Source organism: Collinsella sp. TF05-9AC (assembly GCF_003438495.1).
Taxonomy (GTDB): domain Bacteria; phylum Actinomycetota; class Coriobacteriia; order Coriobacteriales; family Coriobacteriaceae; genus Collinsella.
Map to the genome: position 1 here is coordinate 1 of NZ_QSSH01000031.1, position 17,462 is coordinate 17,462.

Below are 17,462 nucleotides of genomic sequence, written 5' to 3' on the forward strand. Positions count from 1 at the left end.
CTACCTGCACTGATAATTGTTCTCGGGGGAAGCGGGCACTGCGGGGCGCGGCAACGGCGCGCGATTTCCGCGTCGCAGCGCTACCCTGATGCTGAATGCCGGGACGATGACCCACTGACCTGCTGACGCCTCTTCGGCCGTCCTCAAATCCGACCTGTCTCGCCCCGGCATCCGCGTCCCGGAGTCCTGCCATGACCTAATAGGAGCATGAGCGCGGACAATCGGACAAGCCAATTGGATTGTAGCGCTCCCGTCAGTGCAATGTCTGGGAGGCTCGGGCGCGGAGCAGGCGGCAGACCGAGGGGAGCGAAAATGGAAGGCGAAACGGTCATCGCGGGCGTCGACACGCACAAGGACGTGCATGTCCTGTGCCTGCTCGACGGCCTCGGGAGGAAGATCCGGAGCGGGAGCTTCGGGGCCGACCCCGAGGGCTACGACAGGCTGGCGGAGGCGATAGGCGACCCGGGGAGCTGCATGGTCGTCGGCGTCGAGGGCACGGCATCGTACGGGGCCGGGCTGACGAGGAGGCTCGTGGAGCTCGGGTACAACGTCGTCGAGGTGCTCAGGCCCAAGAGGGACAAGGTGAGGCCCGGCGAGGGGAAGAGCGACCCGCTGGACGCCGAGCGCGCGGCGCGCAAGGCGGCGTCCGGGAAGGGCTGCTCCGTGCCGAAGTCGCAGGACGGCTGGGTCGAGGCGGTGCGCCAGCTCTACGTCGCGCGCAGGCTGGCCGTCGCGACGTCCACGTCCTGCGTGGCCTGCGCGAAGTCGATGCTCACGACGGCCCCGAGCGCCCTGAGGGAGCGGTTCAGGGGCCGCGAGCGGCCGAAGGACCTCATGCCGCTGCTCGCGCGCGGGAGGAAGGCGGGCGACGCGCTCGAGGAGAGCGTGCTGGCCTCGCTGCGGTCCGTCGCGGCGGTCTGGAAGGAGGCCCGCAGCCAGGTCGAGTCCCTCGACGAGCGCATCCGCGCGCTGCTGGAGGCGAACGCGCCCGCGCTGCTCGGCGTCGAGGGCTGCGGCACCACGACCGCCGCCGCCCTGGTCGTGGCCGCCGGCGACAACCCCGGCAGGCTGAAGGGCGAGGCGGCGTTCTCGATGATGTGCGGCGCCTCCCCGATCCCCGCGTCGAGCGGGAAGACGGACCGGCACAGGCTCAACCGCGGCGGCAACCGGCAGGCGAACTGGGCGCTCTACGAGATCGCGATCAAGCGCATGGCGTACGACGAGAGGACGAGGAGGTACGTGGCGAGGCGGACCTCCGAGGGGAAGTCCCGGCGGGAGGCGGTCCGCTGCCTGAAGCGCTACATAGCGCGGGAGGTGTACCGCGTGCTCATGGACCCGAACCCCGACGGCGCCGCGCCGGAAGGCCCCGAGCTCGCGAAGATGCGCAAGGCGATGCGGGTGACTCAGAAGAAAGCCGCCGCGGAGCTCGGCCTGTCCGCAGCCACACTCGGGCACTTGGAACGGGGGAAACGGCGGTCGACGAAACTGGAGAGGAGGTATTACGAGCTCCTGTGCGAATTGGAGAGAGCGCTCCCGCAAACTGCCTCTTGACAACTTATAGGAGCGTCGGTTTTGATGGCGTCAAAGGCGGGTCTGGTTGAGTTTTGCCAAAAAGTCTACTCACTTGACGTTCGCGGCGTGTGGGCGGGTGCTTTTTCGTGCACGCGAGGTATCAAAAAGTGTCAGGAGCGCACCGTCTGCCGATATGCGGGAGCGAAAAGAAGTGTCGACCTGCGCCGTTGCCGTTGAGCGACGTGCCGTTTATAGAGATACTGAGCCTATGACAAACAGCGTGTGAAAGGATCGATGTATGGCTTTCCGTAAAGACTTCCTGTGGGGCGGCGCGACGGCTGCCAACCAGTGCGAGGGTGCCTACGACGTGGACGGTCGCGGCTTGGCTAACGTGGACGTGGCGCCGCACGGCGCTGAGCGCTACGCGGTGGTCTCCGGCCAGCGTAAGATGCTCGACTTCGAGGATGGCTACTACTATCCCGCGCAGACCGGCATCGATTTCTACCATCACTACAAGGAGGACATCGCCCTCTTCGCCGAGATGGGCTTTAAGACCTTCCGCATGAGCCTGGCATGGACCCGCATCTTCCCCAACGGTGACGAGGCTGAGCCCAACGAGGCCGGCCTGGCTTTCTATGAAGATGTGTTCCGCGAGTGCCAAAAGTACGGCATCGAGCCGCTCGTGACCATCACGCACTTCGACTGCCCGATTCACCTCATCAAGGAATACGGCGGCTGGCGCAACCGCAAGCTCATCGACTTCTACAAGAACCTTGCGACTACGATCTTCACCCGCTACAAGGGCCTGGTGAAGTACTGGCTCACCTTTAACGAGATCAATATGATCCTGCACCTGCCGTTTATGGGCGCAGGTCTGGTCTTTGAGGAGGGCGAGAACAAGGAAGCCGTCGAGTACCTGGCCGCCCACAACGAGCTCGTCGCCAGCGCTTGGGCCACCAAGATCGCCCACGAGATCGACCCCGAGGTCAAGATTGGCTGCATGCTCGCTGCCGGCACCTACTACCCCTACAGCTGTCGCCCGGGCGATGTGCGCCAGGCCCAGCTCGACAACCAGGACAACTACTTCTTCGTCGACGTCCAGAGCCGTGGCTATTACCCGGCCTATGCCGTCAAGAAGCTCGAGCGCCTGGGCATCGATGTGGGCATGACCGACGAGGACCGCGAGATCCTGGCCGACAACACCGTCGACTTCATCAGCTTTAGCTACTACAGCACCCGCTGCTCCGCGGGCGCTGACAATCCCGACGTCGAGAAGACCCAGGGCAACGCCTTCGCCGGTGCCAAGAACCCCTACCTGCAGCAGAGCCAGTGGGGCTGGGCCATCGATCCGCTAGGCTTCCGCATTACCCTCAACGACCTGTACGACCGCTATCAGAAGCCTCTGTTTGTGGTCGAGAACGGTCTGGGCGCCAAGGATGTTGTCGAGGAGGACGGCTCCATCAACGACGACTACCGTATCGATTACCTGCGCCAGCACATCGCCGCGATGCGCGACGCGGTGACCGAGGACGGCGTCGACCTGCTGGGTTACACCACCTGGGGTCCGATCGACCTGGTCTCGGCCGGCACGGGCGAGATGTCCAAGCGCTACGGCTTCATCTACGTCGACCGCGACGATGCCGGCAACGGTACCCTCAAGCGCTCCAAGAAGAAGAGCTTCGACTGGTACAAGAAGGTAATCGCTTCCAACGGCGAAGATTTGGCCTAAGGACACTGAGGCACTCAACCTTGGGGCTCCAACCCTCCTCGCGTACTTAAGTACGCTTCGTCGGGCTTGTCGCTCCCAATCTTGAGCACCTCAGGCCCTTAGGAGGCAGTCTCGACCGCGGCTCTTCGCAAGTCCAACCGCATAGCCTCCTAACCAAAGCGCCCGGCGAGCAGTTTGTGCTCGTCGGGCGCTTTGCCGTCTACGGATTTTGGGACATGCGGCCCGTTTTTTGAGCCTGCCTGTCGGTACACTAAAAGCACTATGGGTACCCGCGAGCGACATATCGGCCATGTGGCCGCCCGATCCGCGCCGGTGGCGGATCCCAGGGGCGGCAGGCTCTTCGCCATGCCGCGATTCCTCGTTGGCATAACGCACCTGGTGTACCGTCGCCGCGCCTTCGTCATTGCCGGCGTCATAACCGCACTGTTTCTTCTGCTTTTGGCGGTCTTGCCGGCGTCATTCGCTTCCGATCCCAAGCTCTCCAACACCGTGCCCATCTATAACGAGGTGTCCAAAGAGGTCGTGGACGGGCTTATCCATTCGAGCTCGATTCCGCTGCTCCTCGCTGCCGTCGCGTTCTCAATCTGGGGTGTGCTGGTCTATCTGCGCTGTCTGGATTACGTCTTGCGCCGGCGCCTCGTTGCCGTTGCCACCATCAGCGCCTTGTGGATGATCGAGGTCATCCTCAAGTACAAGTCGTTCACGCCGTTCTATGCCACCGTGCTGTGGTACCTGTACTACGTGCCTATGACGCTCGTTCCGCTGCTCTATCAGCTGTGCGGTCTGCGCCTTGCGGGGTTGGAACAGCACCGTGCGGGCCGCCGCTACCGCAGCATCCTGTGGATTGTGGCCATCCTGCTTATCGGTTTTGTGCTCACCAACGATTTCCACCGGCAGGTATTCCACTTTGACCGCGCAAGCGACACCTGGAGCAACGACTACACGTACGGCTGGGGCTATTTCGCCGTCTTAGTGTGGACGGCCTTTAACTTTGTCGCCTTCTTCATTTTGGTGGGTCGGTCCTCGTCCTATCGTATCCAGCGCTTTTCGGGCACGGCGGCACTCGTGCTGCTGGGCGGCGCGTTCTTTGCCATCTCATACGCCCTGCGCATGCCTTGGGCGTGGAAACTCAACTTTTCGCTCGTCTACTGCGTGCTGTGCGTGTTGACGATGGAGATCTGCCTCGATTGTGACGTCATCCCGTCGTATCACGATATCGCCGGCATCTTCGACACCTTGCCGCTCGACCTCAAAGTTCTAACGCGCGACCTGCGGGAAGTCTATGCCACGCCGGTGTCAAAGCCAACGCCAGAGGGCGTACGCGAGGAGCTGCGGGCCCAGGAGCATGGGCATGCCCATGCCTTTACCGTGCCGTCTGCCCCCGACGTTATGTACCGAGCCTTTTCGCTGCTGGGCGGATCTGCCCTGCTTGCCCAGGATGTGTCGGAGCTCAACGGGCTCAACCGCGAGCTGGCCCATCGACGCATGGACCTGCAGCGTCAAAACGAGCTGCTTGTGGCCGACTACGACTTAAAGACGCACTTGGCGGACCAGGAGGCCGAAACCCTGCTGGTGCAAGACGTGGACAAAGCGCTTGCCCGTGCACTTGATGAGATGTATGGCGTGCTGAGCTCGTTGCCGCCGCTGGCCGACGAGGCGTCTTCGCGCGAGCGCTTTCGCATGCTGCAATGCGCCAAAATGCTTGTCGCCTATTGCAAACGCAAGGGGTCGCTTACTTTGGCACAGCACGGGGAGAGTGGCTTTGATCGCGACCGCATCCAGCTGATCGCTAACGAGCTGGCAAGTGACCTGCGCACCATCGATGTTGATTGTGCCTCGATTATCGCCATACGACGCCCGATGCATGCCAGCACGGTAAGCGCGCTGTATGACTGCGTGTACGACTTTGCGTTTTTCGCCTACACCACCGATCATCCGGCGCTCATGTACCACTTGAGCGATCACGATTCGTGCAGTGTTGAACTGCGTGCCACGCTCTTCTCCGACGACGAGGAAGACCTGTCACAGACGCCTGCCGCGCATGAACTCGAGCGCGAGTTGCAGGGTCGCAACGTGGCGTATCGTCTCGAGGGCGAGCCAGGCCAGCTGCGCATGATCGTCTTGATGCCGCGGGCAGGTGAGTGACCATGCAGATGCCGCTCATTCTTCCCCAGATTGTCGCGCTCGACGTCGTCTTTGCCCTGACTGCGTGCTTGCAGATGATTCACGTTCCGCTCATCGTGTCGCGCCGCTCATCCTATAACCGCAAGGTGATCTGTGCCTACGAGGCGAGCCTGGTGCTTCACCTGATTATCTCGGCGCTTATCTTGTTCGCATCGAGCGGCTCATATCTGGTGGCGCCGCTCTACGTCGTCGCCAAGGCGGCGGGTGCGCTGCTGTGGATCAACGCTGCAATTGTTATCTATGGCGTGGTGCTTATGGTGCACTATCGTCGCCCCGTCATGTTGGTCGAGCTGCTGCTCGTTGCCGCCGCGACGCCGCCTGCCGTCTGCGTCATGGGCCCGGCATGGACGGCGGTTCTTGTCGCAGAGGCCGCGTTCTTCCTATTCCGCTCCATCGCGGCGCTTTTGATGGACGTTCGCAACCGCCAAGAGGACATCACCGCGTTTTCGACCATCGAGACCATCAACGTGATTCCCGTGGGCATTCTGTATCTGGACCCAAAGGGTCGCCCGCTGCTCATGAATCGCTGCATGCGCAAAAACCTGCTGGAGCTTCATATGCCCACCGACCTGCGCGATATGAGCGGTACGTGGAGCAGCCTGCGCCAGCTGGGCATGCAGCCGCCCGAGAGAAGCAAAGACCGCGCCCTGATTGACTTGGGTCGCTTTGGCGAAGATCGCGCTGTGGTCGAGGTATCCCCGTCCGAAATCCGCCTGTTTGCACGCGATGCCGTTATGGTTTCGGGTCGTCCGTTTGAGCGCGTTATCGGCCTAGACGTGACGGAATACGCGCACGCCTATGATCGCCTGGTACAGGCTAACCACCTGCTCGAGCTTGCGGGCCAGGAGCTCCAGACGCAGATCGAAGAAGTGAAGAAGGTTGCCGACAATGCGGCCTACCTGCGCATGCGCGCCCGTGTGCACGACGTAATCGGTCAACGCCTGTCCATCCTCCATCGCTATTTGGAGGAAGGCCGTCTGGACGACGAATCCCTCGAACAGATCGACCCGCTGCTGCGCTCAATCGCCGCCGATCTGCGTAGCGATGGTGCCAGCGAGCCCAAAGAGCAGCTGGACGATATCGTTCACGCCTTTGGTCTGGTGAGCGTGCAGATTGATGTAGAGGGCGTGCTCCCTCGGGACGTGCGCGTCGCGACGGCCTTTTTGCAGATTATCCGCGAGGCCTCGACCAACGCCACCAAGCACGCCCAGGCACACCAAGTTCATGTTCGTCTGTGGCAGGAGGGGCCGGTTGCCGGTGCCATTGCGCATATGACGATATCCAATGACGGGGCGCCTGCTCCCGTATCGTATCGAGAGGGAACGGGTATCCCAGGCATGAGGCATGTCGCACAAGATTTGGGCGGCAGCCTGGAGGTTCGCGCCGCCCCGCCCTTCACGCTTGCGGTATCCATTCCGCTGAGTTCCAACGCCACGGTTCAAAGGAGAAGCTCATGATTCGCGTTTTGATCGTCGAAGACCAGGCCATCCTGCGCGAGAGCCTCGCGCGCTCCGTTGGGGACCAGCCCGACATGACCGTTGTTGCCGCCATCGCCGATGCCTCAGATGCCTTGGACGTCGCGCTCAAGGAGCATCCGGACATGATTTTGATGGACGTGTGCACCGAGCACGATTCCAACGGCATCGTGGCGGCGGCGCGCATCAAAGAGCAGCTGCCCGAGTGCCGCGTCATTATCATGACGGGCATGCCCGAGATTACGTTTGTGGATCAGGCGCGCGAGGCAGGCGTCGACAGCTTTGTGTACAAGAACGTCGGCATCGATGAGCTCTTTGCCGTGATGCGCTCCACGCTGGCGGGCTATTGCACGTTTCCCAAGCCGCCCGAAAGCATCTTTTCGGGCACGGCGGCGCTCGACGACGTTGAGTTGTCGATTTTGCGCCTTGCCTGCGAAGGCAAGAGCCGTCGCGAGATCGCGGCCGAGTTGTTTATGAGCGAAGGCACCATCAAGCGCCGCATCTCCGAGATCCTGAGCAAGACCGGCTACGACAACATCATGCGTCTGGCAGTGCATGCGGTGACCGAGGGGAGCATCGTTCCCAATATGGAGCGCCCGTAGTCGGCACACTCGCCCGTACATCGACGCTAAAAAACTAGGCCGCCCGCCGTTTCGCATCTGCAACGGCGGGCGGCCTGCTTGTGCGGGCAGTGCTGTCGGCACAAAGCGACGGGGCCGCAGGATCAACTCCTGCGGCCCCGCATGGCATGTGCGCGGATGTGTCCGCCAATCCGCGACTATCGATGTCTGCCGTTACGCGATGGTTGCGCTGTAGGAGGCGACGTCCTCGTAGGAATCGGTCAGGTAGGCATCGATGCCGATGGTCGTGTTGACCAGGTCGTCAAGGCTATCGAGCTCGCCGCTCGAGAACGTGAATTCCTCGGTGGCGTTGGTGCCGGGCATCAGGTGGGCAGAGAACCAGGGTTCCTTCATGGTGCCGTTGACGTTGGTCTTACCGCTGGGAGCGTAGAAGGTCAGGTCCTTGTCGCTCTTGTTGGTGATGTTGACGACAAAGCCGATGTCGCCCCAGTCGTCCTTGAACTTCTCGGTGACGGTGATGGTGCACAGATCGTCATCGGCGACGGTGACGGCGGGGGAGATTTCGGCGCGCTGGGCGTCGTCGTCTTCGACGGCCTCATCGATCTCCTCTTCCTTTTCGGCAGCCTCGCGATCCTTCTTCACCGTGCCGGACAGATCCTTGTCGGACTTGGTAAAGACGAGGTTGCCGTCATCCTCTTCGAGGATGAGTTTGCCGTCCTTGAGCTTCATGTCGTGCGACTCATCTTCGGCGGTGATCGTCACGGTGGTGGCGTCCTTTGCCTCCCATTTAAGGTCGACAACCTCAAGGAACAGGTCGAGGGCGCCTGTACCGTCCTCATCGAGAATCAGGACGCAGTGGGCACCCCAATCCTCGAGCATCTTCATGTACTCATCGGTCAGCTCTTCGCCATCCACGGTTCCACCCGAGAGCTCCCAGCTGCCGACGAAGTCGGCCTTGGGGTCTTTGGCGCCGCCGCTGCAGCCCGTCAGGGCAAAGGCGAGCGCCAGGACGCATGTCAGGAATGCGAGCACGGACTTTTTGAACGTTGTCTTCATGGTGTCCTCCTTAATCGAACGAAACCCATAGAAGCAGGAGCGGGGGCGGCGGATTCCCCGCCAATTACCAGATAGAGGGGCTAGGGCCTGGGCGTTCCGCAGCTGCTGCAGAACTTGCCGCCGTTTTCGCTACCGCAGTTGGGGCAGAACCACTTGGCCGGTGCCGGGGCAGGCGCGGGGCTGCCGCACTCGGGGCAGAACTTGCCGGTGTTGGTGGCGCCGCAGCTGCAGGTCCACGTGCCGGCCGCAGGCGCGGCGGCGGGAGCCGGTGCGGGGGCGGGGGCCGGAGCCGGTTGCGGGGCGGCCTGCTGCTGCGCCTGGCCGGCAGCGAACAGCTGGCTGGCGTTCATGCCGCCCATGCCGCCTGCCATGCCCATGCCCATAAAGCCGGCCATTGCGCCGTTGGGGTTGGCTGCTGCCGCACGCATCGCGTCGCTCTGGGCGCTGGCGATATTGGCGGCCGCCATCGTGGGATCGCGCATGACCGCGGCCTTCTGCAGGTCCTTGATCATCTGCTCGTCTTCTTGCGAAGCGGCGATTGAGTTGACGCCAAAGCTCACGATCTCGACGCCGCGCAGGTCACGCCAGTCGGCGGAGAGGACCTCGTTGAGCGCGCGGGCGAGCTCGGTGGTGTGGCCGGGGATGGCGCTGTAGCGGATGCCCATCTCCGAGATCTTGGCAAAGGCGGGCTGCAGGGCGGTGAGCAGCTCGGACTTAAGCTGGCTGTCGATCTTGTCGCGCGTGTAGCTATCGGTCACGTTGCCGCATACATTGGTGTAGAACAGCAGCGGGTTGGTGATGCGGTACGAATACTCGCCGTTGCAGCGCACGGAGATGTCGACGTCCAGGCCAATGTTGTTGTCGACCACGCGGAAGGGCACGGGCGAGGCGGTGCCGTACTTATTGCCGATAATCTCCTTGGTGTTAATGAAGTAGACGCGCTGGTCCTTGCCCGCGTCGCCGCCGAAGGTAAAGCGGCTGCCGATATTGGCGAAGGTCTCCTTGATGGAGTCGCCCAGGTTGCCGCTAAAGACGCTCGGCTCGCTGCCGGTATCGAAGACGAACTCGCCGGGCTCCAGTGCGACTTCGATGATCTTGCCGTTTTGCACCACGAGCATGCCCTGGCCGTCGTTGACGGCGATGACGGAGCCGTTGGAGATGACGTTGTCCTCGTCGTGTGTGTTGGAGCTGCGGCCGCCGGTTCGTTTGACGCCCTTGCAGGCCAAGACGTCAGCGGGCATCGATTCGCAGTAGATAAATTCCTTCCACTGGTCGGCCATGACGCCGCCGGCAGCTCCCAATCCAGCTTTCAAGAGTCCCATGGTGATCTTCCTTTCTCGTCAAAGTCCGGGTGGTATTGGTCGGATTGCTTAGTCGTCCTTGTCGTCCTTCATGACAACGGTGGTCTCGGTGTGGCTGAAGGTGTCGTGCTTCTCGACCAGGTCGAGCTCGCCGCAGTACTCGTCGGCGTGAGTCGCCTCGTTGGCCGTCTTGAGCTGGCCTACCAGCAGCACGTCTCCGATGATCACGATGATTAGCGGCGCGACGATGTTGATGAGGATGCCCTCGATATCAAAGGTGAGGTAATCCGGATCGAAGGCGTATTCGCCCATAAAGAGAATCTGGGAGAGGACAAATCCGATCACAAAGAACAGCAGCGAGGCGATAATGAGCTTGGGCTTGGAGCAGGGGAGCTCGCCGACCATACGGCCGGTTTGGCCGTTCATGGCAAACAGGTAGCTCTTGCCGTTCCACGAGGTCGAGAGCATCCAGACGGGGAACAAGGCGTAGTCGCTGTCTTCCCAGGTGTAGTCGAGCTGTTTGCTTTCGACCGTGGCGTCGTCGTATTCGTCGACGACGGTCTCGCGCAGGGCCGAGATCGTGCTCTCCTCCATGCGGCGCTCGGCACGGGCCTTGCAGGTCTCGCAGTCCTCGTCGTAGCGGTTGGCGATGTAGCCGGGAATGTAGGCGACCGAGAACGGGCGCAGCGCTTCGTAGTCAAACGGCTCGATGGCGTCCATGTGGCCGTCGGGCATCTTGGACGATCCGTCGACGGGCACGCGCTCAAACGAGATATTGCCCTTGCGGTAGGCATCGTAGTGGTCGGTGGTCGTGACGGTACGGTCGGATTCCTCGGTCACGGTCTCGTTGGTCGCGTCAAAGTGCACTTCGCCGTCCACGCGGGCGCCGTAGAGCCAAAACGGCACGTAGACGCCTTGGACTTCGTCGATGTGGTTGCCGGTGACAAAGCTCTTGGGCAGCAGGATCTTGCCCTTGTAGTGCTCCTTGAGCGCGGCCAAGACATCGTCGCGCCCGAGCTTAAACGGAATCACCAGGTCGGGGGAGAAGTCGCCCGAGAGCTGACCAGGTGCCACGGCGGGGTTGCCACAGTACGGGCAGGTGGAGACGGCGACGGTGCCGTCCGAGATCAGCTCGGCGCCACACGACGAGCAGATATAGCCGGCGTTTTGGGCCAGTTCCTGCACCGCATCGTCGGATGCGGGCTTGGATGCTGCGGCCGCCGCATCGGCTTTGGCATCTGCCTTGTCCTGGCGCTCGCGATAGAGAGCCTCGACCTCTTCGACTTCAAAGCGTGAGTCACAGTAGTCGCAGACAAGCTTTTGCTCGGCGCTGGCAAAATGCAGGGGACCACCGCAGGCAGGGCACTGATAGTTAACGCTCTCGAAGGCCATGATCGGTCCTTTCCGTGCCGGAGGCTATGCGCCGATGGCGCCGCCGCAGTATTCGCAGCGCCCACTGGCATCGGGAATGGTGGTGGCGCCGCAGAAGGGGCAGGTCACCGCGGTCTTGGGGGCCTTGGCGGCAACGACGCTATCGCGCGTCTCCTGACGCAGCTGCACCAGCGCGTCGCGAACCTCGGTTGCCTGACGTTTGGCCTCGCGGTACTCGATGGATCCGCGCTGCTCGATGGTGGAGTCGTTCACGCGCAGGTCAATCTCGGTAAAGTACGGCGTGTTGACGTGGATGGTCAGATTGAAGTCGTAATCCAGGTCGTAGCGCGGCGGGTCATAACTCTCACGCTCGCCGTCCTTGGTCTCACGATAGATCTCGGTGCGGTGCTCATCGATGTCCATGTCGCAGCCGAGTACCTGAGAGAACTCGATGATGTCGGGGTTGGCGTCACGCCAGCGCGTCTGCGAAGTAATGATCAGCAGGCCCGCGTCCTCGTCGAGCATAATATTGGTGCGCCCGGCAGAAAGCGTGCGCGTGGGGTTGAACGATGCCAGGCGCTCGGCATTGGCCTCGCGATAGGCGAGCTGCTCGCGAATGTCGTCCGCGGTGCTAGAGCGATAGCCTCCAAAGAAGGGAGAGAGCTTGCCGACGCACTCTTTGCACAGGTAGCCTTCGTTGATCTTGGTCTTACCTAGAAGTCCCAGCTCGGTACCGCAAATCGCGCACTCTTTCTTCTCGAACATCTTGTCAAAGAAGCCCATGTTTGCCTCCCATCAACAGGTAGCGTGTGTCACTTTTGATGATGGGGGAGCGCACGATCTTTCACGATACCCAGACGGCTCAAGAGGTCTCCACAACTGGGACACATGGCCCATTTTTCATCCCCAAATAACTTGCGGTGAAATAGTTCCTAAATGGCGGCCTTAGAAGGCCAAACAGGAACTATTCCACCGCAACTTCTGGGTAGTCATTGGGGACGTACTTAAATGAGTAGCAGTTGGGGACACTCCATGCCGAATGTGGGCGCCGTCCTTGTTATGCCACGGTCACGGCGACCTGGGCGTAGCGGGTGCAGGGGCGCTCGGCGCGCGTCTGCACGCTGAGGGTGAGCACGATGCGGTCGCCGGGTTGTGCATCGGTGGGCACGGTGAACGTGGCGTCCGTCGCGTATCCCTGCCACAGCGACAGATCTTGAGCGCCTGCATAGCTCGTTGGTCCCATGGTGACATTCCAATGCGCGTCGAAGCTCCTACCATCGTGGTCGACGATGGTCGCTGCAAGGTCAATGCGCTCACCGGCTGCGGCGCTCATGTCGCCCGTGACCTCGGCAACATACGCCGGATGCGAGCAGGCCGCGGGCTTGTGGGCGCACCACTGCGCGCGGGCGGCGAAGTCTTCCTGATAGGCGCGTAGATAGGGATTAGGATTGCCATCGACGGGCGTGCCTATGGCTGCAAAGCCGGCAGGTGCGTCCGAGTCGGGATGCCCGTCGAGGAACATGCGGCCGAGCAACGTGTCAAAGTCGCGGTTATCGATGCCGCGCAGGCCAAACGGCAGCAGCGGGATATAGGTCATTGAGTCGCCTTCGGCCATAAAGTCGCCGCGCTCAAACTGCATCGCAGGCATGCCCTCCAGGCCCCAGTCCAAGCGCGCATGCTTGCCAAACTGAAAGCGCTCGGGCTCGTTTTCGTACACCTTGCCATCGCCATAGAGCATATAGCGCGCCATAAGGGGGCCGTTGCCCTGCGTGAGATTTTGCTCGGGCCAGGGAGCCTGGAACAACGGCAACGAATCGGGCTGAGCCATCTTGGCATCGACATAGCCGCCATACATATAGGGCACGCACCAAAAGATGAGATCGGGGAAGAGCTCACGCCCATGGTCGAGCCAAGAATTGTCCTGCCCCACGCCATCGGCAACGCCCATCACGCGCACCTTCTGATAGACATGCTGCTGCACAGAAGGCCATTCAGGCGTATCACGATAGCGCTCAGCAATACTCATGAGCGCACGAACAATGGTATTCATGCCGCCCCAGCTGAGCAGCCAAAGCGTACGCGGGTCATCATCCAAGATTGCCTGAGCAATCACGCGCGAACCCTCAGTCTCCTCGGCCACATCACCCTCAAAGGCAACATTTCCCACAAAGGTGCGCTCGATCATCTGGGCAGGCGTGGGAAACGGCGGTTCACCGGCAGCGGCCGCATTTGCCTGCAGCTGCGGCCAAGCCTGAGCATATTCATTACTCCAGAGGCTCTCAATCCAATGCTCGGGAAACGGACGATACTCACGAAGCTCGCCGGCCAGCGGATCGGGCTCATGAGGCACAACATCCCACTCATAAGAGCGACGCCCTTTGGTCCGCCAATGCGAATTCACCTCACCGAGCGTATGAACCCCATCCCCAAGAAAGTGATACTGCGAAGCCGTATACACCACGGCCTGAACATCAAGCACATTGAGATACAGAGCCAAATGAATGAGCGAGTTCATATCATCGACTTCCATATCAGTAGTAACAATCACCCGAGTTAGCTCTTGGGACATAGGAACAGCTCCAATCAAAATCAATTCAGCCAGTTACGCGCAAGGCAAGACGGGACCCACGTCCCCATCGCCACCGACCCGGCGCGCTGCCGGAAGCGCCCGGCCAGCGTTTCGAACAACGTTAACTTAGGGGGCCCTGACCTTTAGTTTTGTAAACATTCCGCAGCGCGGGCCCCGTTTATCCGATGCTCCGAAGGAGCAGGATAAGCGGGGCTCAGGCGCGAGGACGTTTACAAAACTAAAGGTCAGGGCCCCCGATGGGATGGCTACCTCGAAACTCTGGCCGACCACTCCCAGCAGCCCACCGGCTCGCCGTCGATGAGTACGTTGCCCCCGTCGAAGTCTTGATAACACAGGTCGTTGAATTGGTGGATCCACACGCCATGGTTGAACGTCTTCTTGGGCGAGCCGTCGGCCTCGCGGTAGCGCCCGGTCAGGTCCTCGACATGGCTAAAGTAGGTGAGATGCACGTTGGCGCCGGCAGCGCGCAGGCGAGCCGTGAGCGGCAGCACGGTCTCCTGCGGGATCACGAGCTCATCGCCCTTGGAGTGCGTAAACCACAGCGGCGTCTTGGCAAGGGCGGTCACGTCCTCGTCCGTGGCGTTGTACCACGGCGCGCAGCAGGGAAGGCCCGCCGCGAAGAAATCGGGGTAGTCGGCGCACAGGCGCAGCGTCATAAAGCCGCCGTTGGAAAGGCCAGCGACCACGATACGGTCGGTGTCGATGCGGTCGGCATGCTCGGCGACAAACTCGTCGATGAGCGCCTTAATGACGGGGGAGTAGATGCTCTGGTTGGAGTGGCCGAGCTGCTCAGTGCTGTTGTCCATCCAAAACGTGGGCGACTGCGGCACGAGAACCCAGGCAAAGCCGCCAAAGTAGCGTTGGATCTGCGCCTGGCTGATGGCCGTCACGCGGTTGCCGATATAAGCGCGCGTGGCGCCCTCGCCTTGCGTAGCGCCCTTGCCCTCGCCAGCGCCGTGCAGGTACACCACGAGTGGGGCCTTCTGGGGCACGACTGTCGTTTCGGGCGCGAAGGGGTTGAAGCAGGCGGAGTCCTCGGCCTTAAAGCTGGGCTCAAAGAAGCCGTACTCGAGCGCGATGCCGTTGACGGCGGTCTTTTGCGTGGCATTGCTCCAGCCCTTGAGCGCGGGACAGATGTCGCCGCGGCAGGTGTCAAAGACCAGGCCGCAGGTTGGATCGTCACCGTCATTGCCGGGAAGGGCCGCGAGCTGCGTGATGCGCAGCTGGTCGTCGAGCAAGCGCGAGCCCATCACGCTGCCCTCGATCTTCTTGGTCAGGCGCTGCTCGGCGATCTCGAGCGCCACATGGGTGCCAAAGGCGAGCTTGCGTCCGCACTCATCGCACGGATAGGCGGCGAGGACGTCGACATAGCCTACGGAAGGTGCGGCGTGGTCGGCGCCGCGCTCTTTGCGCATCAGGATCTCGCCCGTGCGTTCATGGCGCTCTACATATATATGGAAGGTGCGCGCATCGATATCGTTGGCGTGAACGGTGCACGGCAGGTCGAGCACGACTTTGCTGATCCAGGGGCCAAAGTCTCCCAGCGTGGTGACGGTTGCGTAGGTGCACGATTTGAGTTCCATGAGCTGCCTCCTCTGCGCCGCGAGTGGTAAACATCAGCGGCAATACAACTTAAACATGTTTAGTTTAATGCAGAGCTACAGAACAGGCAGATGAACTCGGTAAACGGTCAAAATGAACACTCAACAAATTACTAAACATTCGTTTATCACCATTTAGCAGGGCTTTTGTTGATGGGTCAACAAAGAATAGAGGTGTTTACCAAATTAAAAGACCACGTAAATAGGCATTTAGCAGCAGAGCGTCAAATAGACAATCCCTTACCGTTCAAGTACGTTCACCCCCGATTTCCTACCGTTCACCGGACTACAGACGGCAAAATTGCCACAAATTAGACGTTCCGTGTAAACTAAAGCCAGTAAACGTTCAGTAAACACATTGTTTACGACAGCGTATCCAAGGGTTCGGTGGCCGTAAGGGGTTATAGTCGCCGAGCCAAAGGCGTGCCTACGCCCAAACGAGTAGGCACACGATGATATGGGGAGGGGTCCCATGGCAGTAGATAACAAGCAGATTGCCACCGATGTCCTCGAGCTCGTGGGCGGTGCGGAGAATGTTTCCGTCGCCACCAACTGCATGACGCGCCTGCGTCTGACGCTCAAGGACAACAACAAGGCCGACGTGGAGAAGATCAAGAAGGTCAAGGGTGTTCTGGGTTGCCAGTTCGCCGGCAGCCAGCTCCAGGTCATCATCGGCCAGAACGTGCCCAAGGTGCTCGCCGAGTTCGTCGCCATGTCCGGCGTCAAGCAGGGTGCCGCGGTCGACGAGAACCTCGATGCTCCCAAGGAGAAGTTCGAGCTCAAGAACCTGCCGAACATCATCCTCGACTATCTGTCGGGCTCCATGACCCAGCTGATCCCGCTGCTCATGGCCGGCGGTCTGTTCCGCACCATCGCTGCGGTCCTCGGTCCCACCATGCTCGGCGTTCTCTCTGACACCGATCCGACCTACACGTTCCTCTACACCACCCTGTACGAGGCCACGTTCACCTTTATCCCCATCTACCTGGGCTATGCCGCCGCTAAGAAGCTCGGCGCCTCCCCGGTTCTGGGCATGCTCCTCGGCGGCGCCCTCATGGCCCCGTCCGTCGTGAGTGTCGCGACCCAGGATGGCGGCGGAATCATCTCCGTCTACGGCATTCAGATCGCCGCTGCCAACTATCAGCAGTCCGTCCTGCCGATTATCCTTTCGGTGCCTGTCCTCTACTTCGTCGAGAAGTTCTTTAAGAAGGTCATGCCCGACGTGCTCTCCACGGTCTTCACGCCGTTCTGCACCATGATCGTTACCATCCCCATCGCCTTCATCGTCCTCGCCCCGCTCGGCAACGAGATCGGCAGCCTCATCGCTAACGCCCTCTTCGGTCTCGCTGACATGGGTGGCGTCGGTATCCTGATCGTCATGGCCGTCCTCGGCGCCTTCTGGCAGCTCTTCGTGGTCTGCGGCATGCACATGCCCGTCATCCTGCTCGCTCAGGTTCAGATCATCGCTGCCGGCTACGATCCCTTCGTCTTCGTTTCCACCAACTGCGCTATGGCCGCTGTCTGGGGCTGCGCCTTCGGTGCCTTCCTCAAGATGAAGAACCCCGACGAGAAGGGTCTCGCCCTGGGCTACGTCATCTCCGCCATCGCCGGCGGCGTCACCGAGCCCGCACTCTTCGGTATCCTCATGCGCTTCCGTCGCACCATGTTCGGTATGTTCATCGGCGGTGCCATCGGCGCCGTGTTCTCCGGCCTCATGGGTGTTACCTACTACCTCGCCGGTGGTGCCTCCAACTTCCTGGTCTTCACCAACTACCTGCAGGGTGGCCAGATGAACACCGTCTGGGCTATCGTCGGTATGGCAATCTCCTTTGTCATCGCCGCTGCCGTCGTCTTCGTCGCCGGCTTCTCCAAGGAGGAGCTCGCCGAGATGGAGGCCTAAGGCCAAGCCATTCGGTCGCATACGACCTTACCTACACGACAGGGCCCCGTCAGGCGCAAGCCCGGCGGGGCCCTTCTTGCAAGGTAGACTGGAGTGGGCAAGTGGTGTCCGCCCGCAGGGGTTTGTTAAACGGCGGGGGCTTTCGCATCAGGGGTTACCGCG

Annotated in this window: 12 protein-coding genes; 6 read left to right on the plus strand and 6 right to left on the minus strand. The window is 61.3% G+C overall.

What is annotated here, in order from left to right:
• Positions 1-312 precede the first annotated feature (312 nt).
• The 5 genes from DXC52_RS08215 (at position 313) to DXC52_RS08235 (ending at position 7,502) form a co-directional block, all read left to right on the plus strand.
• A complete protein-coding gene (locus DXC52_RS08215) occupies positions 313-1,551 on the plus strand; it encodes an IS110 family transposase (protein ID WP_158554621.1) in 1,239 nt (412 codons plus the stop codon).
• A gap of 259 nt (positions 1,552-1,810) precedes the next feature.
• On the plus strand, positions 1,811-3,241 hold the full coding sequence (locus DXC52_RS08220; RefSeq protein WP_117746870.1) for a 6-phospho-beta-glucosidase: 1,431 nt from the start codon (positions 1,811-1,813) through the stop codon (positions 3,239-3,241).
• Between the two features lie 261 nt (positions 3,242-3,502).
• Positions 3,503-5,386: a histidine kinase N-terminal 7TM domain-containing protein gene (locus tag DXC52_RS08225; RefSeq protein WP_117746871.1), complete on the plus strand. Its 1,884-nt coding sequence runs from the start codon at positions 3,503-3,505 to the stop codon at positions 5,384-5,386.
• Positions 5,387-5,388: 2 nt separating this feature from the next.
• Entirely contained in the window at positions 5,389-6,882 is a 1,494-nt protein-coding gene (locus DXC52_RS08230; RefSeq protein WP_117746872.1) for a sensor histidine kinase, read from the plus strand.
• On the plus strand, positions 6,879-7,502 hold the full coding sequence (locus DXC52_RS08235) for a response regulator transcription factor (protein WP_117746873.1): 624 nt from the start codon (positions 6,879-6,881) through the stop codon (positions 7,500-7,502). The genes DXC52_RS08230 and DXC52_RS08235 overlap by 4 nt, the downstream gene beginning before the upstream one ends.
• Before the next feature lie 192 nt (positions 7,503-7,694).
• On the opposite strand, the gene DXC52_RS08240 is transcribed toward DXC52_RS08235, so the two are convergent.
• The 6 genes from DXC52_RS08240 to DXC52_RS08265 form a co-directional block, all read right to left on the minus strand.
• On the minus strand, positions 7,695-8,537 hold the full coding sequence (locus tag DXC52_RS08240) for a hypothetical protein (RefSeq protein WP_117746874.1): 843 nt from the start codon (positions 8,535-8,537) through the stop codon (positions 7,695-7,697).
• Positions 8,538-8,617: 80 nt separating this feature from the next.
• On the minus strand, positions 8,618-9,859 hold the full coding sequence (locus tag DXC52_RS08245) for an SPFH domain-containing protein (protein WP_117746875.1): 1,242 nt from the start codon (positions 9,857-9,859) through the stop codon (positions 8,618-8,620).
• 48 nt (positions 9,860-9,907) lie between these two features.
• Positions 9,908-11,230, minus strand: a complete 1,323-nt coding sequence (locus DXC52_RS08250) for a hypothetical protein (RefSeq protein WP_117746876.1) — start codon at positions 11,228-11,230, stop codon at positions 9,908-9,910.
• Positions 11,231-11,254: 24 nt separating this feature from the next.
• On the minus strand, positions 11,255-11,992 hold the full coding sequence (locus tag DXC52_RS08255) for a DUF4428 domain-containing protein (protein ID WP_117746877.1): 738 nt from the start codon (positions 11,990-11,992) through the stop codon (positions 11,255-11,257).
• 274 nt (positions 11,993-12,266) lie between these two features.
• Positions 12,267-13,778, minus strand: a complete 1,512-nt coding sequence (locus DXC52_RS08260; RefSeq protein WP_117746878.1) for a nucleoside hydrolase-like domain-containing protein — start codon at positions 13,776-13,778, stop codon at positions 12,267-12,269.
• Between the two features lie 266 nt (positions 13,779-14,044).
• Positions 14,045-15,382 (minus strand): prolyl oligopeptidase family serine peptidase, encoded by a 1,338-nt coding sequence (locus tag DXC52_RS08265; RefSeq protein WP_117746879.1) that lies wholly within the window; start codon positions 15,380-15,382, stop codon positions 14,045-14,047.
• Positions 15,383-15,872: 490 nt separating this feature from the next.
• On the opposite strand from DXC52_RS08265, the gene DXC52_RS08270 reads away from it, so the two are divergent.
• A complete protein-coding gene (locus DXC52_RS08270) occupies positions 15,873-17,300 on the plus strand; it encodes a PTS transporter subunit EIIC (protein ID WP_117746880.1) in 1,428 nt (475 codons plus the stop codon).
• Positions 17,301-17,462 lie beyond the last annotated feature (162 nt).

Coding starts and splice junctions, on each gene's coding strand:
- DXC52_RS08215 (WP_158554621.1), top strand. CDS start 313: ATGGAAGGCGAAACGGTCATCGCGGGCGTCGACACGCACAAGGACGTG.
- DXC52_RS08220 (WP_117746870.1), top strand. CDS start 1,811: ATGGCTTTCCGTAAAGACTTCCTGTGGGGCGGCGCGACGGCTGCCAAC.
- DXC52_RS08225 (WP_117746871.1), top strand. CDS start 3,503: ATGGGTACCCGCGAGCGACATATCGGCCATGTGGCCGCCCGATCCGCG.
- DXC52_RS08230 (WP_117746872.1), top strand. CDS start 5,389: ATGCAGATGCCGCTCATTCTTCCCCAGATTGTCGCGCTCGACGTCGTC.
- DXC52_RS08235 (WP_117746873.1), top strand. CDS start 6,879: ATGATTCGCGTTTTGATCGTCGAAGACCAGGCCATCCTGCGCGAGAGC.
- DXC52_RS08240 (WP_117746874.1), bottom strand. CDS start 8,537: ATGAAGACAACGTTCAAAAAGTCCGTGCTCGCATTCCTGACATGCGTC.
- DXC52_RS08245 (WP_117746875.1), bottom strand. CDS start 9,859: ATGGGACTCTTGAAAGCTGGATTGGGAGCTGCCGGCGGCGTCATGGCC.
- DXC52_RS08250 (WP_117746876.1), bottom strand. CDS start 11,230: ATGGCCTTCGAGAGCGTTAACTATCAGTGCCCTGCCTGCGGTGGTCCC.
- DXC52_RS08255 (WP_117746877.1), bottom strand. CDS start 11,992: ATGGGCTTCTTTGACAAGATGTTCGAGAAGAAAGAGTGCGCGATTTGC.
- DXC52_RS08260 (WP_117746878.1), bottom strand. CDS start 13,778: ATGTCCCAAGAGCTAACTCGGGTGATTGTTACTACTGATATGGAAGTC.
- DXC52_RS08265 (WP_117746879.1), bottom strand. CDS start 15,382: ATGGAACTCAAATCGTGCACCTACGCAACCGTCACCACGCTGGGAGAC.
- DXC52_RS08270 (WP_117746880.1), top strand. CDS start 15,873: ATGGCAGTAGATAACAAGCAGATTGCCACCGATGTCCTCGAGCTCGTG.